Origin of the sequence: Rhizobium sp. BK491, from assembly GCF_014194925.1 — a bacterium.
In the GTDB taxonomy this organism is placed as follows: domain Bacteria; phylum Pseudomonadota; class Alphaproteobacteria; order Rhizobiales; family Rhizobiaceae; genus Rhizobium.
Map to the genome: position 1 here is coordinate 133,641 of NZ_JACIAR010000001.1, position 11,154 is coordinate 144,794.

The 11,154-nt window shown below is 58.3% G+C and carries 14 protein-coding genes and 2 tRNA genes; 15 read left to right on the top strand and 1 reads right to left on the bottom strand.

The window, feature by feature from the left end:
- The first annotated feature begins 96 nt into the window (after positions 1-96).
- The 8 genes from FHX05_RS00740 to FHX05_RS00775 all read left to right on the top strand — a co-directional run bounded on the left by FHX05_RS00740 (position 97) and on the right by FHX05_RS00775 (position 6,905).
- Positions 97-498, top strand: coding sequence for a DUF192 domain-containing protein (locus FHX05_RS00740; RefSeq protein ID WP_246698823.1), 402 nt, complete (start codon positions 97-99; stop codon positions 496-498).
- 141 nt (positions 499-639) lie between these two features.
- Positions 640-716: transfer RNA gene (locus FHX05_RS00745), tRNA-Pro, on the top strand.
- 94 nt (positions 717-810) lie between these two features.
- The gene (locus FHX05_RS00750) at positions 811-2,388 is read left to right on the top strand and encodes a site-specific integrase (RefSeq protein WP_183870397.1); all 1,578 of its coding nucleotides are present in this window, start codon (positions 811-813) and stop codon (positions 2,386-2,388) included.
- A gap of 479 nt (positions 2,389-2,867) precedes the next feature.
- Entirely contained in the window at positions 2,868-4,097 is a 1,230-nt protein-coding gene (locus tag FHX05_RS00755; RefSeq protein WP_183870398.1) for a phage portal protein, read from the top strand.
- Complete coding sequence (locus tag FHX05_RS00760; protein WP_183870399.1) at positions 4,094-4,414, top strand: gene transfer agent family protein; 321 nt, start codon at positions 4,094-4,096, stop codon at positions 4,412-4,414. Before FHX05_RS00755 ends, FHX05_RS00760 begins: the two co-directional genes overlap by 4 nt.
- A complete protein-coding gene (locus FHX05_RS00765) occupies positions 4,411-5,952 on the top strand; it encodes a phage major capsid protein (RefSeq protein ID WP_183870400.1) in 1,542 nt (513 codons plus the stop codon). The genes FHX05_RS00760 and FHX05_RS00765 overlap by 4 nt, the downstream gene beginning before the upstream one ends.
- 3 nt (positions 5,953-5,955) lie before the next feature.
- Positions 5,956-6,555 (top strand): hypothetical protein, encoded by a 600-nt coding sequence (locus tag FHX05_RS00770; protein ID WP_183870401.1) that lies wholly within the window; start codon positions 5,956-5,958, stop codon positions 6,553-6,555.
- Complete coding sequence (locus tag FHX05_RS00775) at positions 6,552-6,905, top strand: HNH endonuclease signature motif containing protein (RefSeq protein ID WP_183870402.1); 354 nt, start codon at positions 6,552-6,554, stop codon at positions 6,903-6,905. Before FHX05_RS00770 ends, FHX05_RS00775 begins: the two co-directional genes overlap by 4 nt.
- 43 nt (positions 6,906-6,948) lie before the next feature.
- Here the strand turns inward: FHX05_RS00775 and FHX05_RS00780 are convergent.
- A tRNA-Gly gene (locus FHX05_RS00780) sits at positions 6,949-7,022 on the bottom strand.
- A 49-nt stretch (positions 7,023-7,071) separates the two neighbouring features.
- On the opposite strand from FHX05_RS00780, the gene FHX05_RS00785 reads away from it, so the two are divergent.
- The 7 genes from FHX05_RS00785 to FHX05_RS00815 all read left to right on the top strand — a co-directional run bounded on the left by FHX05_RS00785 (position 7,072) and on the right by FHX05_RS00815 (position 11,143).
- Positions 7,072-7,665 (top strand): hypothetical protein, encoded by a 594-nt coding sequence (locus FHX05_RS00785; RefSeq protein ID WP_183870403.1) that lies wholly within the window; start codon positions 7,072-7,074, stop codon positions 7,663-7,665.
- A gap of 7 nt (positions 7,666-7,672) precedes the next feature.
- Positions 7,673-7,975, top strand: coding sequence for a head-tail connector protein (locus tag FHX05_RS00790; protein WP_183870404.1), 303 nt, complete (start codon positions 7,673-7,675; stop codon positions 7,973-7,975).
- On the top strand, positions 7,965-8,390 hold the full coding sequence (locus FHX05_RS00795; protein WP_183871156.1) for an HK97-gp10 family putative phage morphogenesis protein: 426 nt from the start codon (positions 7,965-7,967) through the stop codon (positions 8,388-8,390). The genes FHX05_RS00790 and FHX05_RS00795 overlap by 11 nt, the downstream gene beginning before the upstream one ends.
- Positions 8,383-8,796: a DUF3168 domain-containing protein gene (locus tag FHX05_RS00800; RefSeq protein ID WP_183870405.1), complete on the top strand. Its 414-nt coding sequence runs from the start codon at positions 8,383-8,385 to the stop codon at positions 8,794-8,796. The genes FHX05_RS00795 and FHX05_RS00800 overlap by 8 nt, the downstream gene beginning before the upstream one ends.
- A 1-nt stretch (position 8,797) precedes the next feature.
- Entirely contained in the window at positions 8,798-9,115 is a 318-nt protein-coding gene (locus FHX05_RS00805) for a phage head closure protein (protein WP_183870406.1), read from the top strand.
- Positions 9,112-9,510, top strand: a complete 399-nt coding sequence (locus FHX05_RS00810) for a phage terminase small subunit P27 family (RefSeq protein ID WP_183870407.1) — start codon at positions 9,112-9,114, stop codon at positions 9,508-9,510. Before FHX05_RS00805 ends, FHX05_RS00810 begins: the two co-directional genes overlap by 4 nt.
- 262 nt (positions 9,511-9,772) lie before the next feature.
- Entirely contained in the window at positions 9,773-11,143 is a 1,371-nt protein-coding gene (locus FHX05_RS00815) for a terminase TerL endonuclease subunit (protein ID WP_348648299.1), read from the top strand.
- Positions 11,144-11,154: the final 11 nt, after the last annotated feature.

The following is an 11,154-nucleotide window of genomic DNA, read 5'->3' on the forward strand; positions in this document are numbered from 1 at the left end:
TTTTCCGGAATTTTGAAAAGCGCCATTTTGGCGCTTTTTCTCGTTGGGGCCGTAATCCCGGTGTCCTTTGCGGGACAAACTGCGGGCCGGCAGTCGATGGCTTTCGATTCGGAACCGCTTTCAATCGCATCGCCCAAGGGCCAGACGCATAAATTCACCGTGGAACTGGCCCTGACGCCGCCACAGCTCGAACTCGGCCTGATGTATCGCGACAGCATGCCGGCCGATCATGGTATGCTGTTCGATTTCGGCACGCCACGGCCTGTCATGATGTGGATGAAGAACACCAAGTTGCCGCTCGATATGCTGTTTCTGGATCAAAAGGGTGTCGTCACCCATATCCAGGAAAACGCCGTGCCCTATTCCGAAGCGATCATCAGCTCCGGTGGGCCGGTTGCCTATGTCATCGAGCTGAACGCCGGCATTGTTCGCAAACTCGGCCTTGCCGTTGGCGATACGGTGACGAGTGCCACCATTTCAGGAAAGCTCGGCAAGTAAATTTTCATCGGGGAAGATGTGCCGGCCGAGATTTTACCTGTTGCAGCGGGGAGATGAACCGTGTATCTCCCCACTCGTTCCGCAGGATCAAGCGTTCGGCGGAAATCAACTCATGATCCCGTTAGGGTCATGCTGACGGTACGGAGTGTAGCGCAGTCTGGTAGCGCATCTGGTTTGGGACCAGAGGGTCGGGAGTTCGAATCTCTCCACTCCGACCATGTCTTCCCATTGGAAATCAAATAGAATATTGATTTCACAACGGGATTTCCAATCTTCCGTTACAAACTTTGTTACAAAGCGGAAGTGATTTGGATGGTGGCTAAGGTCAAAAACCTTCTCAATCGTGATGGTCGATATTTCTCGCGGCTCGTGATCCCGAAAGAGTTACGGCCCTTTCTCGATAATAAGACGGAGCTTCGCGAACCGCTCGGGGCTGATCGCCGCACGGCTATTGCCCGGCACGCTACCGCGCTTGCCGGGCTTCAAGCGAAGATTGCCGTAGCCGAACGAAAGGCGCAGATCGCCAAGGGTGAACCGATCACACCGGGCCGTTATCCCCTTCCTGTAGATCAGATCGCGCTACGCAACTACAATGAACGCCTTGCCTTTGATGACCTGTTGCGGAACTCCGGGCCGCAATGGGCAAGCGCTAGCATCGATGATTTACACGTAGCGCTGTTACGGGATGGCATCGCGGGTAACCTGAACGATACCGCGCTTGAAAGGCTGGTCGGCGACAGGATCGAACGTTACCGCCGTCTCGGCAATACCACTGTGGTTAATGGTAGCGACGAATGGCGCACACTCGCTCGCGCCCTGTGCATGTCGGAATATGAAGCGCTTGCTCGCGTGGCAGAACGTGATCAGGGGGATTTTGCTGGCAAGCCCGACGCCCCCATGCTCGCGAAGGCCGTGGAGATTGACGAGGTTGCGGCAGACGTCAAGGTGTCGGAATTCAATAACCTCACCTTTGAGGCAGTCATTCAGGAGAAGGAGCGCCGGACCGGTAATGGTTTAGGCGGTCACGTTAAATCGGACGCGACCCTCAAGAAGTATCGCAATGCCGTTCACGACTTTGAGCAGTTCCGGCGTTCAAAAAAGGTAGCAACTGTGACGCTTGAGGAAGGGGAGGCATGGCGCGATGGCATGCTAGAAGCAGGCGCGTTGAGCCGGAAGACAATCAGTGACAAATTGGCTGCCATCCGGGCTATATTGGGATGGGCGCAAGATCAGGCAAAGGGAAGGCTATTTCCCAATCATCCCAAGGGAACTCCGTTCGATCATCTTGACATGCCCGTGGCGGAAGAAACGGACAGCGCCACCCGGACCTATTCGCTCGAACAAGCCCGCATTGTTCTCAAGGCTGCGCGCGCGCGGATCGATAAGCCAAACTTCCGATGGATTCCGTGGTTGCTGGCATACTCCGGAATGCGCGTCGGGGAGGCGCTACAACTCGATAAGACTGACGTTTTCGAGCTTGAGGGGCATTGGTTCATCCATGTTCGCGTCGGCAACGGTCGCACGACGAAGACAAAGAAGGCGCGGAAAATTCCGGTGCATCAAGCGCTTATTGCTGAAGGCTTCACCGATTTCGTAAAGAACTTGCCGGCTGGTAGGCTCTTTCCAGGCGGCACCGCTGAAGATCAGCGCATCCGTGAATGGCTGCATGATGGGCCGTTGAAGGAAATGGAAGACGCACCGCCTCCAAATCACGGGTTCCGGCATCTATTCGAAGATGCCCTGTTCGGTGGTGTCAGTCACAAGGTTGCGCTCTACATCACCGGCAGGGCGTCCGGTTCTTCAGATGATGACTACGGCGGGAGCGATTTGCGGCTTTTGGAGCTTGCTGCTCAGATGGCGAAGGTTCGCGACTTTCTGGCTGTCAGATGATTGACGTTTTCGCCTAGAGAGACGGGTCCCAACGAGTGCTGCGAATCATGGCGAACACAATTTCGGTTGCGTTCAGTGCGCCATCCCCGCATTCCACAGCGAAGTCCACAATGTATTGTGGTTAGCAATCCCTATCAAACCACCCCTTGACGGAATCGGGTCTTTCAATGTTACTTGGATTTGTCCAATGTGATGGGGGACGATGATCAGGTGGTTGCAACACCGTAAATCATCGTCCCGCGCAGTGCCCGTTGGGCTGGTGCCCCCTGCATTGAGCAAGGGCAACTTGAGAACTGCCATCGAGTTCTCATTTCAATAGACTATCCCAAAAGCCTTTGTTGCCAAGCCCCTTGACGAAGTTTTCGTCAGGCCGGCGCAATAGAGAATCGCATAATAGGAATTTTTTCCCAAGAAGGGGATTCACAGGGGATTCCGACCATGAGACAATAGTTTCCAGATAGTTTTTCTGGGAACAAAGAATGAATATTGCTTCTGTCATTTCGAGCGCAAAGAAAGCTTTTGGCTTTCCGACAGCACAGAAGGCGTATTCCCTCAACAGTCCTGAATTCGCCGACTTGATCGGCTTTCGCCCTACTTACTCAGGCATTAATATCGGTGGACAGTCTGCGCTTTACGTGCCGGCTGTTCTTCAAGCCGTCCGGTTGATCTCTGAAACTATTGGCTCGCTTCCTTGCAAGCTTTACCGGGAAACCCCGGCGGGCAAGGAAGAGGCCAAGGACCATCCGGCCTACAAGCTGGTGCACAACCGCGCGAATGAAGAGATTGGAGCGGGCCGCTTGCGCGAACTGCTCACGAAGCACGCTTTGCTCTACGGCAGCGGCTTCGCCCGCGTCCAGCGCACCGAAGAGGGCTCGCCCTTCGAACTCTACCGCATCAAATACGGCAGCACGTCCGTCTACGAAGACGACATCACCGGCTTTCTAACCTATCGTGTGTCCGATCCAGACGGCCAGCGCTCCTACAGCCATTCCGATATTTTGCATGTCTCGACATTCGACGACGTGTCGCCGTTGGCCTACGGCAAAGAGGCAATCGGCCTTGCTGCGATCCTTGAGCGCGACGGTGCTCAGTTCTTTGCCAACGGCCGCAGGCCGGCCGGCATCATTTCCAGCGACAAACCCCAGGGCGGTGACGCAGGCGCAACCACGGTCATCAACATTCTCAAGAGCTTCCGGAAGTGGCGGGACAGCGCGAACAGCGATCCACTCGTGCTCGATGCCGGATGGAAGTATGACGCACCGGCGATGACCTCGACGGATGCTCAATATCTTGAGAACCGCATTTTTCAGATCGATGAAATCGCCCGCATCTTCGGTGTTCCGCCGACGCTGTTGTTCGAACTCACGCGCGGCACATGGAGCAATACCGAACAACTCGGCGCGCAATTCCTGCAACTCACTCTCCGGCCGTGGCTGAACCGCTGGCAAGACGCCTATGCCACCTGCCTGCTCACGGAAGAAGAGCGCGACGCCGGTTTCCATTTCGAGTTTGTCGTGGACGATCTCTTGCGCGCCGACGCGGCAGCCCGCGCCGAAGTCTTCGGCAAGCTGATCTCGGCCCGCGTTCTCACGCCGAACGACGTGCGCGGCATCATCAATATGCCGCCGCTTCCGGGCGGCGATGACCTCGCAAATCCCTATACAAGCACGAACAACGCCGGCCCGGCCCCGGCGAAGGAAGCAGCATGATCGAACACCGCGCATATTTCGGCGACGGCGAGAAGACGTTCGCCTTTCCGTCTCGCGAACTTATCGAAGAGCTTGAACGCAAGACCGGTGTCGGTATCGGCGGGCTGTTCCGACGCTTCCGCGCGTCGGACTATTCCCTGTCCGACGTGCTTCAGGTTCTCCGGCTTGGCCTTGTCGGTGGTGGAGCCGCACCTGCCGAAGCTGAACAGCTTATTTCCGTCTATGGCCTCGGTCGCCCGCTGGCCGAAGTCTTTGCGGTCGCCGATGGCGTCATCACGGCTTTGTTCTTCGGTAATGAAGCCCCGGTGACCGCATGAAGAACGACAACGTGCTTTTGAAGGCGGAAATCTCGGCAGATGAAACGGGCATCGTTTCCGGCATTGCTTGGCCATTCGATGGGCCGGACACCGAAGGCGACATCATCAATAAGGGCGCATTCGCATTCGCCCCTGACGTGCCGATGTTTATCGATCATGACGGGCGGCAGGCCGTTGGCGTGTGGAAGTCCTATCGCGAAACCGACGCCGGTCTTGAAGTCACTGGACGTCTGTTCATCGAAGCCAGCGCCCCGGCTCGCGAAGCTCACCGCCTGCTTCGCAAGGGCATAATCACCGGTCTTTCTATCTCCGGCCCGGTCACCGGAAGCGAACGCCTGCCTACGGGCGGGCGGAACATTCACGGCGTCACCGTAAATGAAATCTCTCTCTGCAAGCGCCCCGTCAACTCCGGCGCTCGCGTCACCCTCGTAAAATCCATTCAAGAAGGAAATCAGATGGAAAACGAACTTGAGAATGCGCCGGAGGCAAAGGCCGATCCGGTGATCAGCGCCGATGAATTCAAGGCTCTGAAGGAAGATATGAAGGTGGTCAAGGCGAAGCTCAATCGCCCGATCGCCGCGAACAACAATCATCCGTCGCCGGACAATGACAATTCGGCCCGCAAGGCGTTTGCGCACTTTCTGCGCACTGGCCTCGATGCCGCTCCGGAGAGCGTTCGCAAGGCCCTGACGGTCGGCGCCGATGAACTCACGGGCTATGTGCTGGCGCCGGAAGAAACGAGCGCTGAATTCATCCGCAACCTCGTGGAATTTTCCCCGGTTCGCGCTCTTGCCGATGTCCGCACTGCCGGTTCACACACCGTCGTGCTGCCAAAGCGCCTCTCTGTCACCAACGCAAAGTGGAAGGGCGAAGCTACTGCTTCCGATCCCTCTGAACCGACGTTCGGCGACATGGAAATTAGCGTGAAGGAACTCAATACCCACGTCGATCTTTCCAATTGGATCATCGAAGACGCCAGCGCCGATGTTGTCGGTGAAGTCAATCTTGCCCTCGCCGAAGACTTCGGCACGAAGGAAAGCGCGGCTTTCGTCAACGGCACCGGTGCAGCGCCGGCCGGCTTTATGACCGAAACCGCCATTTCCAGCGCACTGAATGGCCACGCAACGAACCTTTCCGGCGATGCCCTGATCACTCTCATGTATTCGCTACCGGGCACCTACCGGAACCGTGGAACGTGGGCAATGAGCGGCACCACACTTGCCGCTATCCGCACCTTGAAGGATGGCAACGGCAACTATCTGTGGCAGCCGTCCTATCAGGCTGGCCAACCTGAAACGATCCTTGGCCGTCCAGTTGTCGAACTGATCGACATGCCGGATATCGAGGCCGACGAGACGCCGATCATCTTCGGCGACTTCAAGTCCGGCTATCGCATCTATGACCGCATTTCCTTCGGCGTCCGTCCGAACCCCTACCTTCTAGCAACAGAAGGGCAGGTTCGCTTCCATGCCCGTCGCCGCGTCGGCGCTGGCGTCGTCCGTCCGGATGCGTTCCGCAAGCTGAAGATGGCTGCCTAAGCCATGACCTACCAGCGGCCCACATATGAAGAGGTGAGGATCGCGCACGGTGGCAACATCGTGACGCTTCGCCCTTCCTTGCGAGCCGCTACCATTCTTGTTGATCGTTACGGCTTCCCGGAGCTCGCTCGGGCATTGGATGAATTCAATCTCACGATCATCTGCGAAATCATCCGCGTGTCAGCCACCCGCGCGGATGCGGCGGCTTTCCTGTCCGATCTTGCGGGAAAGCCGCTTCTCCCTTTCCTCCTCGCCGTCCGCCAGCCGCTTGCCGAACTGGTGAGCATGTTTATGCCTGCACCCGACTCGAAGGCGAAGCCCTCGGCTGGCAAGGGTAAGCCGATGACGTGGCCACAAGTATATGCGGCTCTGTATGATCATGCGACCGGCTGGCTTGGCTGGACACCTGAAACGGCATGGAACGCCACACCGACCGAAATCGACCGTGCCCACGCCGCTCATATCGGACGCCTCGTGACGACCGGCATCCTTCTCCGCAACGAAGAGCAGTCCGACCATGATCCGCGTGAGGAAGTCTCGGAAGAGGAAGTCCGTTCCGGCATTGCCAGGCTGAGGGCCAATGCCAAGCGAGGCAAGCAATGACCAAACCGCCCCGCATCTGCCCTTGCAACAATGTCGTGCCGCATGGCGAGCTTTGCGCTTGCCAGCAGAAGGCGCGCCAACAGCGCAATCAGCGCCACGATACACGCCGGCCCGCTGCTCGCGACCGTGGTTATAACCACGAGTGGCGCAAGGCCCGCGTCGAATACTTAGCCGCACATCCCCATTGTCGCGAGTGCGCCCGCCTTGGCGTCGCTAGGCCTGCAACCGTGGTTGACCACATCATTCGCCATAGCGGCGACAAGAACCTCTTTTGGCACCGCGCAAATTGGCAGCCGCTTTGTGAACCTTGTCACAACTCCATCAAACAGCGGCAGGAGCGCAGCCAATGAACACCCTACAAAAGGTGAGGGGCGTCACTCGGACGCCCCTCTTGTCACCCGGTGGGACTCGAACCCACAACCTCCAGCTTGGTATGCCGGCGCTCTGTCCAGTTGAGCTACGAATGTTCAGCGGTTGCAGGATGGAAGACTTCACTAATAGAGTCAAGGAGGCCCCGTGACCGCAGCCGAACGCTCCCGCCAAATTGACAAGCAAGAATTCGAAGCCGAATGCAAAGCCGCACATGATCGTGCGCTTGCCTACGCAAAGCAGTGTCGGAAGGTCGAAACGCAGAAGGTCAGAGCTTGGCTTTCCGGATCGGAACCACCGAACATGCAGCCTGCCTTGATGAAGATTGCTCGCGAACCTGTGAAGCATTGCGTCAATGGCGAAAGTCGCACGATGGATGGATGGGCGAAGCACCTTGGTATCTCCATTCATACGCTTATCGTTCGCAGACGGAAGCTCGGCTCACTCGAAGCTGCCATTGCAATGGGCTTCGGGAGTCGGCGTGGGAAGCGAGCGGCCGTTATCGAATTCAATGGTGAAGCACTGACCATCAAGGAATGGGCAGCAAAGCTCGGCATCAAAGAAGACAGCCTTCGGCAGCGAGCGCACGGTGGCCGCACGATCCAAGACGCGATTGCGCTCGGTAGCGCAATCCGACAACGCACCCCGGGGGTGGCCTCCAATTTTGAGGGTTCAGAGGGGACCGGCGGGGGGAGCACCGTGCAAGAGACGCCGAAAATAACTTTTTCAAAGAAGGCCTGAATACAGCATGTCCGTGGTATCCCTTGAACTCGCCAAGGCACACATGAAGATTGATGGAAACGCCGAAGATGAGCTGATTTCGCTCTATATCGACAGCGCGGAAACGTCGGTCGGCAACTACATCGGCCGGCCCGTTGCCGACTTCGATCCCGTTCCGGCAGACGTGAAAATCGCAATTTTGCGGCTCGTTTCCTTCTATTTCGAGTGCCGAAACATCGCGACTTTTGGCACATCTTTGCAGCTTGCACCGCGAAGCATCACGTCGGATCTCGATAGCTATCGTGAAAAGTGGTTCACCGATGGCGAATGACGACGGGCTCTCGAACCTCATGAACGCCTTTGATCGCGTCAAGGCGGCACCGCGCAAGCAGATCACGAAGGCGCTCTTGGCTTCGGGCAACGAACTGGCCGACGCACAGCGGCATCTTGCGCCGGAAGAGACCGGCGCTCTCAAAGCCAGCATCGCAGTCACCGGCCCCGGCGAGACGACCCCGCCTTACAGTCAGCCCGGCGGTTCCCGTGTCGCCGGCGACACTGAGGTGATCGTCACGGCCGGCAACACCGATGTCCGCTATGCGCACCTTATCGAATACGGCACCAGCAAGACCGAAGCGCAGCCCTTCTTTTGGCCGGCCCTTCGGCTTCTCCGCAAGCGCCTTCAGCAACGTATCGACCGCGCCGGCCGGAAAGCTGTCCGTGATGCATGGAGTGGAAAGAATGTTTGAGCCGACCCTTGCCCTGCAGACCGCAATCCGCACCGCGCTTGTGGCATCGCCGGACGTAACGGCGCTTGTTCCGGCCGGCCAAGTCCGCGCCGGCAGCACCCGGCCCGATAAGACACCAGCCATCATCATGAGCGACGGCAACACCAGCTTGCACGGACAAGGCTATACCAGTCAGCGTGTGGCTTGGGTCTATATGGACCTGCATATCTGGACTCTGAACGCTGGCCAGGACGCGGCGAAACACATCGCCGGCACAGTTATGTCGGCGCTCGATAAGCCGCTCGCTTTTGAGGGGTGCGACTGTGACCATTTCCGTATCACAACATCCCGATTTCCCCGTGATCCCGACCCGGCCTATGGGCATGGCGTGCTGTCCGTCGAGGCTTTGATCAGGTGGTTCGTCTGAGATGCTGAATATCGGACGGATGAACCGCCGCATCATCATCGAGCGCGAAACAGAAGTCGTGTCTCCGTCTGGTGACGTATCGAAGGTGTGGGCACTCGTCGCGACCACATGGGCCGAAATGGTGCAGCAGTCGGCAAGCGAATTCTTCACCGGATACGGCGAGGCCGAAACCGGCACCGTGATTTTCCGCATCCGATATCGCCCAGAGATCACCGCGGCCGACCGCGTCACCTACGCCGGCACGACCTACAACCTCAAAGAAATCAAGGAAATCGGCTGGCGTGACGGCCTTGAGCTTCGCGGCGAGGCAGTGCAGTGACGCATCTTCGAGGCGTTAAGCCGCCCGTTCAACGCGACAATAACGCCCTGACGAAGGCACCGGCAGCGCCGAAGCACCTTTCCATCTATGCGCGCGCCGAATGGAAGCGGATCATGCCCGGCCTGATTGAGCGCGGGATTATCACGCGTGGCGATATCGGCGGGGTGGAAGATTATTGCCGTGCCCGTGGCCTTGTCCGCGAAATTGAGGACTCCCTTCGCGCGTCCGGCGAAATCGACATGAAGCTTTGCCGTCTTCAGGACAAGGCAATGCAGACGGCCCGGCAGCTTGCGGCCGAATATGGTTTGTCGCCGGTATCGCGTGCCCGCGTTGGCAGTGCCTCGACTGACGATGACGACGACAATCCGATGATGATCGGCAGAAACCGGGCATGAGCAAGAGCGCGTTCCCGCACTGGATTTGTGACGGCAGCGCCATCGCCGACCCGTTCGGTTATGGACAGGAAGCCGTCGATTTCATTCGGGCGCTGAAGCATCCGGCCAGCACCGCGCCGAAGGGCCGTTTCCAGCTTTATGACTTTCAGGAGCGCATGACGCGCCGCATCTACGGCCCGCGCAACCCTGATGGAAGCAGGATCGTCCGCACGGTCTTCCTCATGCTCCCGCGCGGCAACCGCAAGACCAGCATCGCGGCAGCATGGGCGCTTCTTCATACCATCGGCCCGGAAGCTCGCCCGGCTGGACAGGCCATTTTGCCGCCTCCGACCGCGAACAGGCCGGAATCGGCTTCAAGGAGGCCGCGAACATCGTGCGCGAAGACCGCCGCCTTGTCGCCGCGACCCGCATCTATGACGCCCATAATTCGGCGAAGAAGATCGCTTGCCGCCCGAATAAGGCCGAATTGCTCGCTGTCTCAAGCGACGGCGCGGCCCAGCACGGCAAGACGCCTAGCTTTGTGCTTGTTGACGAAATCCATGCTTGGAAGGGCCGCGACCTTTGGGAAGCGCTCAAGTCTGGCATGGCGAAGGTTCCCGACACCCTCATGATTATCGCCACGACTGCCGGCCGTGGACAGGAAAACATCGGTTTCGAGCTCTACGACTACGCCCACAAGGTCGCGACTGGCGAGATTGGCGACCCTTCATTTCTGCCGATCATCTTCGAAGCAGAACCCGGCGACGATTGGCGTGACGAAGCCGTTTGGCACAAGGTCAATCCCGGACTTGCCCATGGCTTCCCCGATCTTGGCGGCTTGCGCACGATGGCGCGCGAGGCCGAACACCGGCCTGCCGAACGGTTCGCTTTTCAGCAGTTCCACCTTAATATGTGGCAGGCCGCTTCCCGCGATCCGCTGTTCGATATGACTGTCTATGACGCCGGCCACGATCCGCATTTCAGCCTTGCCGAACTCGAAGGTTTGCCTTGCTGGCTGGGCGTTGACCTCTCCCGCTCCGGCGACCTGACGGCGATCGTCGCGGCCTTCCGGCACGATGATGGACGCATCTCGCTTCATCCGTGGTTTTACCTGCCGGCCGAAGGCTTGGAAGAGAAGGCCAAGGTTGAACAAGTTCCTTATCCCCGGTGGCGAGACGATGACCTTCTGAACGTGATCGACGGCCCGGTGATCGAACCCGACGCGATCGCGGACCAAATCATTGACCTTTGCGGCACCTACAATGTGCAGGAAGTCATCTTTGATCCGTCGCTTGCGGGCCCAATCATGGCGAAGCTCTTGGATCACGGTATCACCGTGCTCCAGCACCCGCAAACATCGAAAAACATGCACGGTCCAATTTGCGACCTGGAGCGCGTCGTGAACGGCAAGCGCGTTCGGCACGGGGCGCACCCGATCCTTCGCAACCACTTCGAAAGCGTCGTGGTGAAGCGTGCGACCAATGCCGGCGAATTGACCACGATGCACAAGGGCACGCGCCATTCAAACCATATCGACGGCGCCGTTGCGGGCGCGCTGGCCGTCTTCCGTGCCGCTGCAAACGACAACCGGCGTTCGATTTTCGACCTTGATCCCGACGAATTTGACAGACTTCGCGATGACGAAGCAGCATAGGAGTTGCCAGC

What these genes read in the sequence shown, in the direction of transcription:
- FHX05_RS00760 (WP_183870399.1), top strand. Translation starts at nt 4,094, where the DNA reads ATGATCGAACACCGCGCATATTTCGGCGACGGCGAGAAGACGTTCGCC.
- FHX05_RS00815 (WP_348648299.1), top strand. Translation starts at nt 9,773, where the DNA reads ATGGGCGCTTCTTCATACCATCGGCCCGGAAGCTCGCCCGGCTGGACA.
- FHX05_RS00770 (WP_183870401.1), top strand. Translation starts at nt 5,956, where the DNA reads ATGACCTACCAGCGGCCCACATATGAAGAGGTGAGGATCGCGCACGGT.
- FHX05_RS00800 (WP_183870405.1), top strand. Translation starts at nt 8,383, where the DNA reads ATGTTTGAGCCGACCCTTGCCCTGCAGACCGCAATCCGCACCGCGCTT.
- FHX05_RS00765 (WP_183870400.1), top strand. Translation starts at nt 4,411, where the DNA reads ATGAAGAACGACAACGTGCTTTTGAAGGCGGAAATCTCGGCAGATGAA.
- FHX05_RS00775 (WP_183870402.1), top strand. Translation starts at nt 6,552, where the DNA reads ATGACCAAACCGCCCCGCATCTGCCCTTGCAACAATGTCGTGCCGCAT.
- FHX05_RS00805 (WP_183870406.1), top strand. Translation starts at nt 8,798, where the DNA reads ATGCTGAATATCGGACGGATGAACCGCCGCATCATCATCGAGCGCGAA.
- FHX05_RS00740 (WP_246698823.1), top strand. Translation starts at nt 97, where the DNA reads ATGGCTTTCGATTCGGAACCGCTTTCAATCGCATCGCCCAAGGGCCAG.
- FHX05_RS00795 (WP_183871156.1), top strand. Translation starts at nt 7,965, where the DNA reads ATGGCGAATGACGACGGGCTCTCGAACCTCATGAACGCCTTTGATCGC.
- FHX05_RS00750 (WP_183870397.1), top strand. Translation starts at nt 811, where the DNA reads ATGGTGGCTAAGGTCAAAAACCTTCTCAATCGTGATGGTCGATATTTC.
- FHX05_RS00755 (WP_183870398.1), top strand. Translation starts at nt 2,868, where the DNA reads ATGAATATTGCTTCTGTCATTTCGAGCGCAAAGAAAGCTTTTGGCTTT.
- FHX05_RS00790 (WP_183870404.1), top strand. Translation starts at nt 7,673, where the DNA reads ATGTCCGTGGTATCCCTTGAACTCGCCAAGGCACACATGAAGATTGAT.